Raw genomic sequence first — 17,165 nt, 5'->3', positions numbered from 1 at the left:
GCGCGAAGCCGGGTATGCGCCTCAGCGCACCGCGTGCACCGCTTCGCCCGAAGTGACGTAGATCGCGTCGCCCGCCTCGCGTGTGACGACGTGCCCGCCGGTGAAGGAACCGAAGGAAGGCAGGATCATGCGGCGCCTCCCGACCACGAAGCACGGCAGGCGCAGCGCGTCGAAGCGGGTGGCCAGCACCCAGGCCGGATGCACGTGTCCGGCCAGCGCATAGCCCGGCGTCTCCAGGTCCGGGTGGTGGCAGAAGGCGAAGGGGCCAAGCGCATGCGGCTCGTCGACCAGCTCGATGCCGAGCGCCGCCGCCGGGTCGCCGGCATGGCGGTCGTGGTTGCCACGCACCAGCAGCAGGCGCAGCCCTGGCCGAGTCGCGCGCCAGGCCAGCATCGCCTGCTGGGTGCTGGAAGCGTGGGCCGCGCGCGCATGCAGGAAGTCGCCGAGGAAGGCGACCTGGCGCGCGCCGTGGGTCTCGATCAGGGCGTCAAGCGCGTTCAGGTTCTCGGTGGTGGTCCCGCGCGGCACCGGCACCCCGAGCGCGCGGAACGAGGCCGCCTTGCCGAAGTGAATGTCGGCGATGACCAGCATCTGCTGCGCCGGCCAGTAGACGGCTTTTTCCGGCAACAGCAGCAGGTGTTCGCCCGCCACCTCCACAGCCAACGCACCCGTGCTCATGCAGCCGCCGCCTTTTCCAGTTCGCGCACCATGCGCGCCACCCGGTCCGAGAGCTTCTCAGTGCTGACCTTCTCGCGGAAGCGCTCGACCATCAGGGCGAAGCCGAAGGGCGTGGCGCGCCGCACCTCGCGGTAGGCGATCCTGCGGGCATGCAGCTCGAGCAAGGTGTCGCGCAGGCGGGTCAGCTCCAGCTCCTGCTCGAGCACCTCGCGTTCGGCCTGGGTGAGCAGCAGGTTGCCGCGGTCGTGCTTGCGGAAGACCTCGAAGAACAGCGAAGACGAGGCCTGCACCTGGCGCGTCGACTTTGGCTGGCCCGGGTAGCCCTGGAACACCAGTCCGGCGATGCGCGCCACTTCGCGGAAGCGCTGCTGCGAGAGCTGGGTCGCGTTCAGGCTTTCCAGCACGTCTTCCAGCAGGCGGCCGGTATCGAACAGGCCGACTTCCAGCCCAGTCTCGCCGTCGAACTCGCCGGCCCAGTCGACCGGGTCCGGCGACAGCAGCTCGAAGCCGTAGTCGTTGACCGCGATCGAGAAGGTGATCGGCTGGCGCCGCCCGATGCGCCAGGCGAACAGCGAGGCCAGGCCGGTGTGCACCGAGCGCCCGGCGAACGGGTAGATGAACAGGTGCCAGCCTTCGCGGCTCTTCATGGTCTCGATCACCAGTGTATCGATGGTGGGCAGCGCCGACCAGCGCTGCTGGATCTCGATCAGCGGACAGATCGCCTGCATTTCCGGCCCCTCGAAGCGCCCTTGCGCCGCCTGGCGCAGCTGCTCGAGCGCCGCGTGCGCCAGCTCCGAGGACATCGGCATCTTCGCGCCCTGCCAGCGCGCGATCGCCCCGCGGCTGCCGGTCGCGCGTTTCACGAAAGCCGTCATCTCGTGCACACGCACGAATTCCAGGATGCGCCCGCCGAACAGGAAATGGTCGCCCGGCTTCAGGCGCGAAATGAAGGACTCCTCCATGCTGCCGATGCGCCCGCCGCTCACGTACTTCACCTGCATGGTCGCGTCCGAGACGATGGTGCCGATGCCCATCCGGTGACGCCGGCCGATGCCGACGTCGGGCACCCGGTAGACGCCCTCCTCGTCCGGCAGCACGCGCCGGTATTCCGGATACACGGTCAGGCTTTGCCCGCCGCGTGCGACGAAATCGAGCGCCCACTGCCATTCCTCTTCGTTGAGCTCGCGGTAGGACCAGGCGCGCTTCACCTCCTCGAACAGCTCCTCGGAACGGAAGCCGCCGCCCAGCGCCACCGTCACCAGGTGCTGCACCAGCACGTCGAAGGGTTTATTGGGCACATACCGGCCTTCGATCCTGCGCTGGGCGACCGCGACCTTGGCGCCGGCCGCCTCCAGGATTTCCAGGCTGTTGGTCGGCACCAGCGTCACGCGCGAGACCCGTCCCGGCGCGTGGCCGCTGCGTCCCGCGCGCTGCAGCAGGCGCGCGATGCCCTTGGCGCTGCCGACCTGCAGCACGCGCTCGACCGGCAGGAAGTCCACGCCCAGGTCCAGGCTGGCGGTGCAGATCACGGCCTTCAGCTCGCCCTTCTTGAGGCCCATCTCGACCCAGTCGCGCACCTCGCGCGCCAGCGAGCCGTGGTGCAGCGCGATCACGCCGGCCCAGTCGGGACGCGCATCGAGGATGTTCTGGTACCAGATCTCGGACTGGGCGCGGGTGTTGGTGAACACCAGCGTGGCGTCGTAGTGCTCGATCTCGTCGATCACCGGCTGGAGCATCTGCATGCCCAGGTGCCCGCCCCAGGGAAAGCGCGAGACATCCTTCGGGATCAGGGAGTCGACCACGATCTGCTTCTTCGTGTCGCCCTCGACCAGTACGCCTGATTTTGCAAGTTCGCCGCCCAGCAGCACCTGGCGCGCGAGATCAAGGTCGCCCATCGTCGCCGAGACGCCCCAGATCACCAGCTCCGGACGCCAGGTGCGCAGGCGCGCCAGCGCCAGTTGCACCTGCACCCCGCGCTTACTGCCCATCAGTTCGTGCCACTCGTCGATGACGATCATGTCCAGGTGCTTGAACTGCTCGCGTGCCGCCGCGTGCGACAGCAGCAGCGACAGGCTCTCCGGCGTGGTGACGAGGGCGGTCGGCCAGCTGCGCGACTGGCGTGCGCGCTCGGCCGAACCGGTGTCGCCGGTGCGCGCCCCGACCGTCCAGCCGGGCGCGAGCTGGGCCGCCGATTCCTCGAGGGCGCGCTGGGTGTCGGCGGCGAGCGCGCGCATCGGCGTGATCCACAGCACGCGCAGGCCGCTCATCTTCTTGCCCTTGCCGAGGGCGCCGCGCTGCAGGGCCGCGAGCCAGACCGCGAAGGTCTTGCCGGCACCGGTGTTTGCATGCAGCAGCCCGGACTGTCCGGCGAGCGCCGCCTTCCACACGGCGCGCTGGAAGGGAAAGGCTTTCCAGCCGCGCGCTGCGAACCAGGCGCGCACCGCGCTTGCCGTCGGCCCGCTCATGCCCCGGCCGCCCCCAGCAGCCCCTTCAGGGTGTCGAGGGTATCGGCATCCTCGACCGTCTTGTCGTCGCGCCGGCGCAGGATGCGCGGAAAGCGCACCGCGATGCCCGCCTTGTGTCGGCTCGACAGGGCGATGCCCTCGAAGCCGATCTCGAACACCATGGTCGGTTTTACCGAGCGCACCGGGCCGAACTTCTCGACCGTGGTCTTGCGGATCGCATTGTCGACCTGGGCGATCTCGGCGTCGGTCAGCCCGGAATAGGCTTTCGCGAAGGGCACCAGCCGGCGTTCGCCCTCCTCCCCGTCCCAGACCGCAAACGTGTAGTCGGTGTAGAGCGAAGCGCGCCGGCCGTGCCCGGCCTGGGCATAGATCAGCACCGCGTCGACCGAATAGGGATCGATCTTCCACTTCCACCAGGTGCCGACGTCCTTGGTGCGGCCCACGCCGTACTGGGCATTCCTGGCCTTGACCATCATGCCCTCGACGCCGCGCGCGCGCGACTCGGCGCGCAGCTCGGCCAGCGCCTCCCAGGAGTCGGCATGGACCAGCGGAGAAAGCTTGATCTGCGGCAGGTCCAGCTGCGCCACCTGGGTTTCCAGCAGGGCGCGCCGTTCAATCTGGGGCAGCGCGCGCAGGTCGACGCCGTCGAGTTCCAGCAGGTCGTAGCAGACCAGCACCGCCGGCAGCTCGGCGAGCAGCTTGGCGCTCAGGGTCTTGCGGCCGATGCGGCGCTGCAGTTCGGCGAACGGGGCCGGCACGTCGTGCTGGTGATCCCATATGAGCACTTCACCGTCGAGCACCGTTCCTTCGGGCAGGCGCGCGTTGCACAGCTCCGGGAAGCGCTCCGAGATCAGGTCTTCGCCGCGCGACCACAGGTAGTTCTGGCCGCCGCGGCGCACCAGCTGGGCGCGGATGCCGTCGTACTTCCACTCGACCTGCCAGTCGGCCAGTTCGCCCAGCGCCGCCGGGTCGCCCTGCAGCTGATGGGCGAGGAAGAAGGGGTAAGGCTGGCCGCCGCGCAGCTTGTGTTCCTCGTCGCTTTGCGCGGCGATCAATTGCAGGAAGCCGGCGGCGGTCGGGCGCACGCTGCCGTCGGTCCAGCCCATCAGGCGCTGGGCGATCAGCTTGCTGTCCACCGCCGCGATGTTCGCCAGCGCGCGCGTGACCAGCAGTTTCGACACGCCGACCCGGAAGCCCCCGCCGATCAGTTTCACGAGGAGGAAACGCTCGCGCCAGTCGAGCTCGTTCCAGTAGCCGAACAGGGCTTCGCGGATCGCGCCGGGGTCGGCGCCGCGCAAGGGGCCGATGCGCTGCTCCATCCACTGCGCGAGTCCCACGTCGCTGCGCTTTTCCGGCGGCGGCAGGATGTGGGCGATGGTCTCGGCCAGGTCGCCGACCGCGTTATAGGATTCGTCGAACAGCCAGTCGTCGAGCACCGCGTATTCGATGGCGTACTGGCGCAGCAGCTTGGTCGGCACGGCCTGGCGCGGCTTGCCGCCGGCGAGGAAGTAGACGGCCCAGGCGGCGTTCTCGGGCGCGGCGTTCGCAAAATAGTTCTGCAGTGCGTCGAGCTTGCGGTTGGTGGCGGTGGTTTCGTCGAGTTCGGCGTAGAGGCGGGCGAATTCACGCATCGCTCGCCTCCTTTGCCTCCGCGCTGTCGTCCGCCTGGGCAGCTTCGGCCGGCTGCGGCGGGATGGCGACGTCGTCATCGTCGTCGCCATACTCGGTGTCGAAGCCGGCCGCATCCAGCCCCTGCTGGCAGAGCCAGCGCACCAGCACCGGAATCGAGCCGTGGGTGACGATGATGCGCTGCGCGCCAGTGGCGCCGATCGCGCTCATCAGGCCGGGCCAGTCGGCGTGGTCGGACAGCACGAAGCCTCGGTCGACGCCGCGCCGCCGGCGCGCGCCGCGCAACTGCATCCAGCCGCTGGCAAAGGCGTCGCTGTAGTCGCCGAAGCGCTTCATCCAGGGCGAACCGGATGCGGACGGCGGCGCGACGACGATGGCCCGTTTCAGGTCGGCTTTCGACACCTCGCTCACCATCAGCGTCGGCGGCAGTTCGACGCCACCCTCGCGGTAAACCCGGTTCAGCGGCTCGACCGCGCCATGGCAGACGATGGGGCCGATCGCGGGATCGAGTCCCGACAGGATGCGCTGGGCCTTGCCGAAGGAATAGCCGAAGATGACGCTGCAGCGCCCTTCCTCGGCGTTCTTGCGCCACCAGCGGTTGATGTCGTCAAAAATGCTTTGCTCGGGCTCCCAGCGGTAGATCGGCAGCCCGAAGGTCGATTCGGTGATGAAGGTGTGGCAGCGTACGGGTTCGAAGGGCGCGCAGGTTTTATCGGGCTCGACCTTGTAGTCGCCGGAAGCGACCCAGACCTCGCCGCCGCACTCCATGCGCACCTGGCTTGATCCCAGCACGTGTCCCGCCGGGTGCAGCGAGATGGTGACGCCGTTGTGGACGATGCGCTCGCCGTATTCCAGGCCGTCGACCGCGATCTCGCCCAGGCGCGAGCGCAGCACGTGCACACCGCTGGCGGCCGTGAGGTAGCGCCCGTGGCCGTAGCGCGCGTGGTCGCCGTGCGCATGCGTGATCACGGCCCTTTCCACCGGCCGCCAGGGGTCGATGTAGAACTGGCCAGGTACGCAGTACAGGCCCTCCTTGCGCACTACCACCATGTCAGCCATGCGGTCCCTTCTTTGCTTATACGGGTTCCACGAAGTCTGCCATAAAGCTGCGGTGCTCGCCGTCCGGGAAGTCGATGCCGACCTGGCCGCCCGCGAAGGAGCTCACCACGCCCTCCCCGTACTTGGCCACCTTCACGCGCGCGCCCACCTCGAACTGCGGGCCGGCCGGCTCGGGTTCGGGCTCGTGGTCGAACTCGTCGTCGCGGATCTCGATGTCATCAAGCAGGGTCAGCGCCGGCGGATTGCGGCAGTTGTCGCAGCGGCAGCACTTCTCGAAGCCTTCGACCTCGTCGCCGAAGTAGTCGAGCAGCAGCTTCCAGCGGCAGAAGCCGCTCACCGCATAGCTCACCATTTTCTCCAGCGCCTCGCGGTCGTGCTCCTGCTTCTGCACGTAGACCTCGGCCAGTTGCTCGAACACCGCCGCCTTCGGCTCGGCATGGGTCAGCACGAACTCGAGCTTGCGGTTCTGGCGCACCAGCTTGCCGTCCTTCAGCAGCTTGAGGCAGACCTTGACCTTGGCCTCGTTCAGGTCGCCGAGCTTTTCCTCGATGCGCTCGCTCGTCACCGGTCCCTCCTCGGCCAGTTCCTTCGCGGCCTCGTAGACCGAGCGGATTTCAAGCGCGTCCGGATAGTGCTTCACCAGGAAGAACTGCTGGACGCGCTTGTCGTCCTGCAGGAAGAGCAGCGTGCATTTCGCATCCTGGCCGTCGCGCCCTGCCCGGCCCGACTCCTGGTAATAGGATTCGAGGTTGGCCGGAATCTGCAGGTGGATCACGAAGCGGGTGTCGGGCTTGTCGATGCCCATGCCGAAGGCATTGGTCGCGACCATGATGCGCCGCTCGTCGTTCATGAACAGGTCCTGGTTGGCGCGGCGTTCGGCGGCCGGCAGTTTGCCGTGGTAGATCGTCACCGATTCGCCCGCTTCCTCCAGGATGCGGTGCATTTCCTCGGCCGCCTTGACGGTCGCGGCGTAGACAATGCCCACGCCCGGCGTCTCGGCCACCAGCCGGCGCGCCTCGGCGAACTTTTCGTCCAGGCTGGTCACCTGCAGCACGCGGTACTCCAGGTTGGGGCGGTAGATGCCGGTGTTGATGACCTTCATGCGCGGCCGGTTCAGCTGGCGGCCGATGTCCTCGATCACCTCGTCGGTGGCGGTGGCGGTCAGGGCCAGCACGGTCGGGCTGCCCAGCGCCGCGATCGCCGCCGCCATCTCGATGTAGGCCGGGCGGAAGTCGTGGCCCCACTGCGAGATGCAATGGGCTTCGTCGATGGCGACCAGGCTCACCGTGGTGCCCTTCAGGACCTCGATGAATTCGGGCGAGGCCAGGCGCTCGGGCGTACAGAACACGATCTCGCAACTGCCGTCGCTGATCGAGGCCAGCGCCTGGTGCTCTTCCTCGCTGGACAGGCTGCTGTTGACCTGGCAGGCGCTCACGCCCAGCTCCTCGAGCTTTTCCAGCTGGTCTTTCATCAGCGAGATCAGGGGCGAGACCACGACCGTGGTGCCCCCGAGCATGCGGGCGGGAATCTGGTAGCACAGCGACTTGCCGCCGCCGGTGGGCATGATGGCCAGCGTGTCCTTGCCGTCCAGGACGCTGTCGATCACGCGTTGCTGCCCTTCGCGCAGGTGTTCGATGCCGAACACGGAGCGCAGCAGCTTGCGAATGGTATTGCGGCGCACCGCGAGGAGGCCGTTGTGGAGGAGTTTGGGTTCGTGTCGGGTCATGATGGCGCTACTCTAGGTCGCGCGCGCGAACACGGCTATAGGAGGCGAGCCAAGGCGGATGTAGGAGCGCCGCTGTCGGCGCCGCCACTCGGCTGTGCCTGCTGAACCTGAGACAGGGCCACAAGGCTTTTTCCTACACAACGGCGGAGTCCGCGCCGATGCCGGGAAATCGAAGGAGTGACTAAGATGGCACCATACACCAACGAAAATAATGAACGACACACCGCCCCGGAGAACGATCATGATGCGCTCAATCCCCACCACCCTGACCGCACTGCAACTTGCCCTCGCCGGCGCGGCCGCCTGGCTGCTGTACGAAACCGAGGCTCTGCAGGGCGCGGCACTGATGATGTTCCACTGATTTCGGGCTGAATACTTGCCTGCGTGGCAAGTTCGATAGCCCAATTCTACTGTAGCCGCGGCCCCGGGCCGCGCACGATAAGGGAAGCGCCGTACCACTGATGTGGCACGGCGCTTTTTGTTGGTGAACGTCGACCAAGTTGCCGCGGCATGAAAGTACGCTGATGCCAACCGTAGGGTGGGCACCCCGTGCCCACCAGAAGCGTGAGCCATGTTGCCGTCTGGTGTGCCGCAGAGCATGAGTGGCGCCGAAACAAAAGCGTCAAGTTGGCGCCAGCACCATGGTCAGTGCCGCGGAGCGAACAATGTGCGCTGCCGACTCCGGACGAACACGTAGCGCGTGGGCACGGAGTGCCCACCCTACGGATGAAGTCAACAATAAAAAACGCCATCGCGACGATGTCGGGATGGCGTTCCTGCTTACTGCTGCGGCCCGCAGGCCGCAAGCCTTACGCTGCCTTGGCGTCCAGTGCCTCGGTCTCTTCCGTCGGCAGGCGCATCAGGTAGTCGAAGGATGCCAGGGAGGCCTTGGCGCCCTCGCCCACGGCGATGACGATCTGCTTGAACGGCACGGTGGTCACGTCGCCGGCCGCGAACACGCCCGGCAGCGAGGTTTCGCCGCGCACGTCGACTTCGATCTCGCCGTACGGCGACAGCTCGATCGTACCCTTGAGCCATTCGGCGTTCGGGACCAGGCCGATCTGGACGAACACGCCGGCCAGTTCGATGCGGTGGATCTCGCCGCTGTTGCGGTCCTTGTACGACAGGGCCGTCACCTTCTTGCCGTCGCCATGGATTTCCGTGGTTTGGGCGCTCTTGATCACGTTCACGTTCTTCAGGCTGTAGAGCTTGCGCTGCAGGACCGCGTCGGCGCGCAGTTCCGCGCCGTATTCGATCAGGGTCACGTGCTCGACGATGCCGGCCAGGTCGATCGCCGCTTCGACGCCCGAGTTACCGCCGCCGATCACCGACACGCGCTTGCCCTTGAACAGCGGACCGTCGCAGTGCGGGCAGTAGGCCACGCCGTGGTTCTTGTACTCTTTTTCGCCCGGCACGTTGATTTCGCGCCAGCGGGCACCGGTCGAGATGATCACCGACTTCGACTTCAGCACGGCGCCGGATTCGGTCGTCACTTCGTACAGCTTGGCGTCCTCGTTGCGTTCGAGCTTGGCGGCACGCTGCAGGTTCATGATGTCGACCTCGTAGTGCTTGACGTGCTCTTCCAGCGCCACGGCGAACTTCGGCCCTTCGGTTTCCTTGACCGAGACAAAGTTCTCGATCGCCAGGGTATCCATCACCTGGCCGCCGAAGCGGTCGGCGACGACGCCGGTACGGATGCCTTTGCGGGCCGAGTAGATCGCCGCTGCCGCGCCGGCGGGACCGCCGCCGACGATCAGCACGTCGAACGGGTCTTTCTGGCTCAGCTCGGCCGCCTTGGCGGCGCCGGCGCCGGTGTCGAGCTTGGCGAGGATTTCCTCGGCGCTCATGCGGCCCTGGCCAAAGTGCTCGCCGTTCAGGAACATCATCGGCACGGCCAGGATCTGGCGCGACTCGACTTCATCCTTGAACAGGCCGCCGTCGATGGTGGTGACCTTGATGCGCGGGTTGATGATGGACATCGAGTTCAGCGCCTGCACCACTTCCGGGCAGTTATGGCAGGACAGCGAGATGAAGGCCTCGAAGACGAAGTCGCCCTTCAGGTTCTTGATCTGCTCGATGACAGGCGCATCGAACTTGATCGGGTGTCCGCCGACTTGCAGCAGGGCCAGCACCAGCGAGGTGAACTCATGGCCCAGCGGAATCGCAGCGAATTCGATGCCGATGTCGGTACCGACGCGGTTGATGGCGAAGGACGGCTTGCGGGTCGCACTGCCGCCATCGCGATAGGTAATCTTGGCGCTCAGGGAAGTGATTTCCTTGAGCAGTTCTTCCATTTCTCGCGCTTTCGGCGAGTCATCAAGCGACGCAACGATCTCAATCGGCTGCACCACTTTTTCCAAATAGGCTTGTAACTGCTTCTTGAGGGTTGCTTCGAGCATGGTTATTCCTTTTATTCGGTGAAGGACACTCGCGTCGGCGAGTGTCCGTACTACGGGGTATTACTGGGGTATTACTGGGGTATTACTGGGGTATTACTGGGGTATTACTGGGGTATTACTGTGTTACCAGTTTGCTTCTCGGGACCTCGAGAAACCGTAGCGAGCGGAAGGAATGGCGTCCGAGAAGCGCAGCCGTACTTACGGTACGGCGAGCATCGCAGGGCGCCAGTCCGACGCGCAGTAGGTTTATCGAGGTTCCCTCATCAAATCTTGCCGACCAGATCGAGCGACGGGGTCAGGGTCTCGGCGCCTTCGGTCCACTTGGCCGGGCAAACCTGGCCCGGGTGAGCGGCGACGTACTGGGCAGCCTTGACTTTGCGCATCAGTTCCGAAGCGTCGCGGCCGATGCCGTTGTCGTGCACTTCCATGACTTTGATCTGGCCTTCCGGATTGATCACGAAGGTGCCGCGCAGTGCCAGGCCTTCTTCTTCGATCATGACTTCGAAGTTACGTGCCAGGGTGCCGGTCGGGTCGCCGATCAGCGGGTAGTTGACCTTCTTGATGGCGTCCGAGGTGTCGTGCCATGCCTTGTGGGCGAAGTGGGTGTCGGTCGACACGCCGTAGACCTTCACGCCCATCTTTTCGAATTCCGGCTGGAAGTCAGCCAGGTCTTCCAGTTCGGTCGGGCAGACGAAGGTGAAGTCGGCCGGGTAGAACATCAGGACGGACCAGGTGCCTTTGAACTGCTCTTCGGTCAGATCGATGAATTTGCCGTTGTGGTAAGCAGTTGCCTTGAACGGTTTGATCTCGGTATTGATAAGGGACATGGAATCTCCTGTTGGTGGGTCAAAAGTTGATAAGAGAGAGTGTAGACTCTTGCTGATGCTTTGTAAAATTAATTGATCGGATTCTCTCGATTAATTTTAGCTATCGTGCAGAGGTGACAAGACCTGCATGGGCAGTGATGTCGGTCTCGCAAGAGACCTGTCAGTGTGAGGGAAATGGGCGGTCTTTGCAACCACCGCCCGAATCGGGACGATGCTTACGCTGGAACTTCAGCGCAGGAAACGATCTCGTTGCAAGGCAGCAGAAGGCTGAAGGTCGAGCCCTGGCCGGGCGTGCTGCGCACCGTGAGTTCGCCGCCGTGGGCCACCGCCAGCTGGCGCGAGATGTACAGGCCCAGGCCCAGCCCCTTCGGCTCGCCGTTGCGGGTGCCGCGCTCGAAGGGCTGGAAGATGCGCTCGATGTCCTCGGGCGAGATGCCCTTGCCCTGGTCGGCCACGTCGATGCGCGCGCAGCCGCCCTCGACCTGCACGCTGACCTCCACGTTGCAGCCGCCGCCATACCGCAGGGCATTCGTCAGCAGGTTGACGATCACCTGCTCGATGCGGAATTCATCCCAATGGCCGGACACCGGCACGTGCGGCGCGAGCGTGATGGCGCAGCCGCTGGCCGCGGCCTGCAGCGACAGGTCGGCCACCACCCGTTCGAGCATGCCCATCAGCTCGACCTGGGCCGGGCGCACCGACAGCGTGCCGTTCTTCATGCGGCTGACGTCGAGCATATCGTCGATCAGGCGGATCATGGCCTTGATCTGGCGCTCGTCGCGCTTGATCATCGCGCCCATCTGCTCGGCGTTGAAGGCCTGCAGGTTGCCGCGCTTCAGGTGCAGGGTACGCATCTGGGTTTCCAGGAACAGCGTGTTCAGCGGCGTTCTCAGCTCGTGGGCGACGAGCGACATGAATTCGTCGCGCATGCGCAGCGAGCGTTGCAGTTCAAGCTGGGTCGCGTTCAGCTCCTGCACCAGCAGTTCCTGCTCGCGCCGGCTGCGTTCGAGCGCCTCGACCTGCCGCTGGGTCTCGCGGCGCTGCTGGTCGAGCGCGACGAAGACGTTGACCTTGCCGCGCACCGCATCCGGGTCGAGCGGCTTGTAGAGGAAGTCGACGGCGCCGGTTTCGTAGCCCTTGAAGGCGTAGTTCAGCTCGCGCCCGGCGGCCGAGACGAACACGATCGGGATATGGCGGGTGCGCGAGGTAGCACGCATCAGCTCGGCCAGCTCGAAGCCGTCCATGCCGGGCATCTGCACGTCCAGGATGGCCAGCGCGAACTCGTGCTCGAGCAGCAGCGCCAGCGCTTCCTCCCCGGAGTGGGCATGGAACACGAGGCGGCGCTCGTCGCGGATCAGGGCGTCGAGGGCGCGCAGGTTGTCCGGCAGGTCGTCGACGATTAACAGTTTGCTTGGCTCTTGGACGCTCATGATGTTGTTGTCTCCAGCAGGGGCAGCAAGGCCCGGATGTCGGCCAGCGGCAGGACCAGGTGCGGCGCGCTCAGGCGGATCGCCTGCTCGGGCATGGTGGACGCCTGCGCTTCGCCCGGGTCCTGCACCACGGTCAGGCCGCCACGCTGCCTGATCCTTTGCATGCCCTCGGCGCCGTCGGCATTGGCGCCGGTGAGCAGGATGCCGGCCAGGGCCGGGCCATAGGCGTCGGCGGCCGACTCCATCAGCACGTCGATGGCGGGGCGCGCATAGTGCACCGCCGGTTCGCAGCTGAGTGAAAATACGCGGTCTTCCTCGATCGACAGGTGGTAGCCGGCGCCGGCGAAATACACCGTGCCCGGCTCCACCGGCTCCTTGTCCATCGCCTCGCGCACCGGCAGCGGAAGGCGCGCGTCGAACAGCTCGGCCAGGCGGCTTTCGCGGTCGCTCGGCACGTGCAGGATGCACACCGTCGCCAGCTTCGAGGCGGCCGGCAGCGCCGGCAGCAGCTCGACCAGGGCGTCGACGCCGCCGGCCGAGGCGCCGATCACGAGCGCCTCGATCCGCCTGCCCGCCAGCACGGAAGCGAACCTGTCCGGCACGCCGCTCATTCGGCCGCCTTGCGGTAGAGGCGCTCGCGCCGCGCCAGCGGCTCGAACCGGTTGGCGTAGGTGGAGAAATCGATGCTCTCCTTGCTGCCCAGGCCCAGGAAGCCGCGGTGGCACAGCGATTCGTGGAACAGGCCCAGCACGCGGTCCTGCAGGCGCCGGTTAAAGTAGATCATCACGTTGCGGCAGCTGATGAAATGGGTCTCCGAGAACACGCTGTCGGTCGACAGCGAATGGTCGGCGAAGGTCACGTTCTCGACCAGCGCGCGCTCGAACAGGGCGCCGCCATAGGCCGCCGTGTAGTAGTCGGAAAACGCGCGCTTGCCGCCCGCTTTCTGGTAGTTCTCGGTGAACAGGCGCATGCGGTCGAGCGGAAACACGCCGCGCCGCGCCGCGTCGAGCGAGGCCGGGTTGATGTCGGTGGCGTAGATCATGGTGCGCTCGAGCAGGCCCTCCTCGTGCAGCAGGATCGCCAGCGAGTACACCTCTTCGCCGGTGCTGCAGCCGGCCACCCAGATCTTCAGCGACGGATAGGTGCGGAGAAACGGCACGACCTGGCTGCGGATCGCCGCGTAATACTCCGGGTCGCGGAACATCTCGGTGACCGGAATCGTCAGGTACTGCAGCAGCCGCGAGAAGGCCTCGGGCTGGTGCAGCACCCTGGCCTGCAGCTCGGACACGGTGGCGCATTCCATCTCGCGCAGCGCCACCAGCACGCGGCGCTTCTGGGAAGCGCCCGTGTAGTCGCGGAAGTCGTAGTTGTACTTGAGGTAGACCGCCTCAACCAGCATCCGCAGTTCGATGTCGATGTCGTCCGGAGGATTCTTCAAACGCGCTCCATCGTGGGCATCCAGACCCGCAGCAGCGAGTACAGGCGGGCCAGGTCAATCGGCTTGGCCAGGTAATCATTGGCGCCGGCGGCCAGGCATTGTTCCTGGTCGTCCTTCATCGCCTTGGCGGTGATCGCGATGATCGGCAGGCGGGTGAAGCGGCCGTCCTTGCGGATGCGGCGTGTCGCTTCCAGGCCGTCCATGCCCGGCATCATCACGTCCATCAGCACCAGGTCGATGCCCGGCACCTCGTCGAGCTTCGAGATGGCCTCGAACCCGTTGCGTCCGACCACGACGTTGGCGCCGCGCTGCTCCAGCGCACTCGTGAGCGCAAACACGTTGCGCACGTCGTCGTCGACCAGCAGGATTGTACGCCCTTCGAACACACGGTCGCGTCCGCGAGCGGTCTTGAGCATGTGCTGGCGCTCGGTCGAGAGCTGCGACTCCACCTTGTGCAGGAACAGCGTCACCTCGTCGAGCAGGCGTTCGGGCGAGCGCGCGCCCTTGATGATGATCGAGCGCGAGTACTTCATCAGCTCGGCTTCCTCGTCGCGCGTCAGGTTGCGGCCCGTGTACACGATCACCGGCGGGAAGGAACACAGCTCTTCCTGCGACATGCGCTGCAGCAACTCATTGCCCTGCATGTCCGGCAGCTTCAGGTCGATGATCATGCAGTCGAAGATCTCGGTATGCAGGAGGGCCAGGGCCTCCTCGCCCGAGCCGACCGCGGAAATCTGCACATCCTCGTCGGCGATCAGCCGGACCACGCTGTCGCGCTGGCGCTCGTCGTCCTCGACCAGCAGCACGCGCTTGATCTGCTGCGCCGATTTCTCCTGGAGTTTACGGAACACCTGCTCGAGCTGCTCGCGGGTGGTCGGCTTCAAAGCGTAGCCGATCGCGCCCAGGTGCAGGGCTTCGCCGCCGTTCTCCATGCTCGACACCACGTGCACCGGGATGTGGCGGGTGGCCGGGTTGTCCTTCAATTGCTGCAGCACCGACAGGCCGGAGCCGTCCGGCAGGCGGATGTCGAGCAGGATTGCGTCCGGGCCTTCGGCCGCGGCCAGCTCGAGGCCTTCGCCGGCGGTCAGCGCCACCAGGCAGCGGTAGTCGAGGTCGTGCGCCAGGTCGTAGAGGATGCGCGCGAAGTCGGGTTCATCCTCGATCACCAGCACGGTGCGCACGCCGTCGGCGCTTTGCTCGCGATCGTCGGGGAAGCGCAGCTGCGGGGTTTCCTCGCCGCCCGCCTCGGCCGCCGGCGCCGGCGCCGGAGAAGGAGCGGGAGCGGCGGCGGTACGGACGGCGCGCGGCAGCTGCGCCGGCGGCGCCGGCGGCGTGGCCGACACCGCGCCGCTCTTCGGCAGGCTCAGGGTAAAGGTACTGCCCTCGCCCGGCGTGCTCGACACGACCAGGGTGCCGCCCAGCAGGTTGGTGAGGTCGCGCGAGATCGACAGTCCCAGGCCGGTGCCGCCAAAGCGGCGGCTGGTGGTGCCGTCGGCCTGGTGGAAGGCCTCGAAGATGCGTTCCTGCTGGTCAGGCGCGATGCCGATGCCCGAGTCGCTCACGGTGAACTGGATCCAGCCCTCGCTTGTTGCGCTGACGTGCATGCCGACCGCGCCCTGCTCGGTGAACTTGACCGCGTTCGACAGCAGGTTCTTCAGGATCTGCTCCAGGCGCTGGCGGTCGGTGTGGAGGGTGGCGGGCACGTTCGGCTCGACCGTCAGGCTGAAGGACAGGTTCTTCTGCTTGGCCAGCGGCTCGAAGGTACGGCCCAGGCCCTCGACCGTGCGGCGGATCGGCAGGTCTTCCGGCAACAGCTCGAGCTTGCCGGCCTCGACCTTCGAGATGTCGAGGATGTCGTTAATCAGGTGCAGCAGGTCGTTGCCGGCCGAATAAATGGTCTGGGCGAAGCGCACCTGTTCTTCGTTCAGGTTGCCCGGCACGTTGTCGGCCAGCAGCTTGGCCAGGATGAGCGAGCTGTTCAGCGGGGTTCTCAGCTCATGCGACATGTTCGCCAGGAACTCGGACTTGTAGCGGCTGGCGCGTTCCAGTTCCAGGGCGCGCGCGCGCAGCTGTTCCTGGGCCTCGGTCAGGGCCGCGTTCTTCATGTCCAGGTTCAGGGCCTGCTCGGCCAGCTGGTCGTTGGTCTGCTCCAGTTCGGCCTGCTGGTTTTCCAGGCTGGTCTGCGATTCCTCCAGGGCGCGCGACTGCTCTTCCAGCTCCTCGTTGGCCGTGCGCAGCTCTTCCTGCTGGACCTGCAGTTCCTCGTTCAGGGCCTGGGTTTCGGCCAGCGCATCCTGCAGGCGCTGTCGGTAGACCACGGCCGCGACCGAGGCGCCGACCGCGGCGTTGATGAGTTTCAGGAACTCGACGTCGCGTTCGCGCACGCCGTGCAGGAAACCGATCTCGAGCACGCCCTTGACCTTGCCGAAGTTCGCGAACGGCGCGATCACCACTTCGCGCGGGGCCGCTTCGCCCAGGCTTGATACGACCTTCATGTAGTCGTCCGGCAATTCCTTGACCGTGATCAGGCGATTCTCCTCCGCCGCCTGGCTGGCCAGCGAGGCGCCGGGCTGGATCACCTTGGCGCGTTCCTCGTCGTTCGAGAAGCCGTAGGCGCCGATGCGGCGCAGCACGCCATCGTCCTGGCGCACGTACATGGCGGCCACCGTGCCGCCGAGGTAGCGCACCACCTGGTCCAGCACCGCCGGCGCCAGTCCCTCGAGGGTGTGCAGGCCGGCGCTCCTGGCAGCCAGCTCGGCCTGGCCGGTGCGCAGCCAGCCCTGGTGGCGCAGCTCGGCGTTGTGCTCGGCCTCGTGGGCCAGCACCTCGGAATAGGAGTTCGACAGGCGCACCAGTTCGCGCCGGCCGAAGGCGGCCAGGGTGCCGCCCACGATGAGCGTAAACAACAGGTAGAAGCCGACCGACCAGGTCGTGACCGAGCGCGCGTCCCCGTTACGCTCCTGCAGCAGGGCCGACTCGTTGGCGATGAAGGCATTGAACTGGCCGCGCATGTCGTCGGTGAGGATCTTGCCGCGCCCGCTCCTGACCGACTCGGTCACGTCCTCGCCGGTGCGGCGGCGCTCGATCATCTCTTCGGTGTACTTGACCCATTCGGCGTGCGCGCGCCGCACCCGCGTCAGGCGCTCGGTCTGGGCCGGGTCGTCGTCGACCAGCTTGAGCAGCGCGCTCATTTCGGCCTCGACCTTCGGTTTGGAGACGATGTAGGGACCGAGGAAGCTTTCGTCGCCGGCGATCAGGTAGCCGCGCATGCCGGTTTCCATTTCGGACACCAGCTTGCTCACTTCGGTGGCGTTGCCGATCACGCGCTGCGAGTGCTCGACCCAGTTCAGCACATTGATCAGGTAGGCGATGATCGCGACGAACACGCCGGCGCTGAGCACGCTCAGGCCGAGCGGCAGGGCCACGTTGCGCGTCAGGATGCGACGAAACTGGGAATTATCGATGGAAGAGCCGGTCATTCGTTGCGATTATCTTAAGAAAAATATCCTAAGTT

At 66.2% G+C, this 17,165-nt stretch carries 11 protein-coding genes; all 11 read right to left on the bottom strand.

Features of this window, described 5'->3' with window-relative positions; genetic code table 11:
* Positions 1–21 precede the first annotated feature (21 nt).
* Positions 22–678, bottom strand: a complete 657-nt coding sequence (gene pdeM, locus ACSUZJ_RS07610) for a ligase-associated DNA damage response endonuclease PdeM (RefSeq protein WP_499414829.1) — start codon at positions 676–678, stop codon at positions 22–24.
* A complete protein-coding gene (locus tag ACSUZJ_RS07605) occupies positions 675–3,143 on the bottom strand; it encodes a ligase-associated DNA damage response DEXH box helicase (RefSeq protein WP_499414827.1) in 2,469 nt (822 codons plus the stop codon). The genes pdeM and ACSUZJ_RS07605 overlap by 4 nt, the downstream gene beginning before the upstream one ends.
* The gene (locus ACSUZJ_RS07600; protein ID WP_499414825.1) at positions 3,140–4,774 is read right to left on the bottom strand and encodes an ATP-dependent DNA ligase; all 1,635 of its coding nucleotides are present in this window, start codon (positions 4,772–4,774) and stop codon (positions 3,140–3,142) included. The genes ACSUZJ_RS07605 and ACSUZJ_RS07600 overlap by 4 nt, the downstream gene beginning before the upstream one ends.
* Positions 4,767–5,831: a ligase-associated DNA damage response exonuclease gene (locus ACSUZJ_RS07595; RefSeq protein ID WP_499414823.1), complete on the bottom strand. Its 1,065-nt coding sequence runs from the start codon at positions 5,829–5,831 to the stop codon at positions 4,767–4,769. Before ACSUZJ_RS07595 ends, ACSUZJ_RS07600 begins: the two co-directional genes overlap by 8 nt.
* Before the next feature lie 16 nt (positions 5,832–5,847).
* Positions 5,848–7,557, bottom strand: a complete 1,710-nt coding sequence (locus ACSUZJ_RS07590; RefSeq protein ID WP_499414821.1) for a RecQ family ATP-dependent DNA helicase — start codon at positions 7,555–7,557, stop codon at positions 5,848–5,850.
* An 809-nt stretch (positions 7,558–8,366) separates the two neighbouring features.
* A complete protein-coding gene (gene ahpF, locus ACSUZJ_RS07585; protein ID WP_499414819.1) occupies positions 8,367–9,956 on the bottom strand; it encodes an alkyl hydroperoxide reductase subunit F in 1,590 nt (529 codons plus the stop codon).
* A gap of 263 nt (positions 9,957–10,219) precedes the next feature.
* Complete coding sequence (ahpC, locus tag ACSUZJ_RS07580) at positions 10,220–10,783, bottom strand: alkyl hydroperoxide reductase subunit C (protein WP_312549532.1); 564 nt, start codon at positions 10,781–10,783, stop codon at positions 10,220–10,222.
* A gap of 215 nt (positions 10,784–10,998) precedes the next feature.
* Positions 10,999–12,213 (bottom strand): hybrid sensor histidine kinase/response regulator, encoded by a 1,215-nt coding sequence (locus ACSUZJ_RS07575; RefSeq protein ID WP_499414817.1) that lies wholly within the window; start codon positions 12,211–12,213, stop codon positions 10,999–11,001.
* Complete coding sequence (locus ACSUZJ_RS07570) at positions 12,210–12,824, bottom strand: chemotaxis protein CheB (RefSeq protein ID WP_499414815.1); 615 nt, start codon at positions 12,822–12,824, stop codon at positions 12,210–12,212. Before ACSUZJ_RS07570 ends, ACSUZJ_RS07575 begins: the two co-directional genes overlap by 4 nt.
* Positions 12,821–13,612, bottom strand: coding sequence for a CheR family methyltransferase (locus ACSUZJ_RS07565; protein WP_499416473.1), 792 nt, complete (start codon positions 13,610–13,612; stop codon positions 12,821–12,823). Before ACSUZJ_RS07565 ends, ACSUZJ_RS07570 begins: the two co-directional genes overlap by 4 nt.
* Before the next feature lie 35 nt (positions 13,613–13,647).
* Positions 13,648–17,130: a response regulator gene (locus ACSUZJ_RS07560; RefSeq protein WP_499414813.1), complete on the bottom strand. Its 3,483-nt coding sequence runs from the start codon at positions 17,128–17,130 to the stop codon at positions 13,648–13,650.
* Between the last annotated feature and the right edge of the window lie 35 nt (positions 17,131–17,165).

The sequence above is a fragment of the Telluria sp. B2 genome, from assembly GCF_051789535.1.
In the GTDB taxonomy this organism is placed as follows: Bacteria; Pseudomonadota; Gammaproteobacteria; order Burkholderiales; family Burkholderiaceae_D; genus Telluria.
Note: the sequence above shows the minus strand (reverse complement) of the source record. Positions and strands in the feature narration are given on the sequence as shown.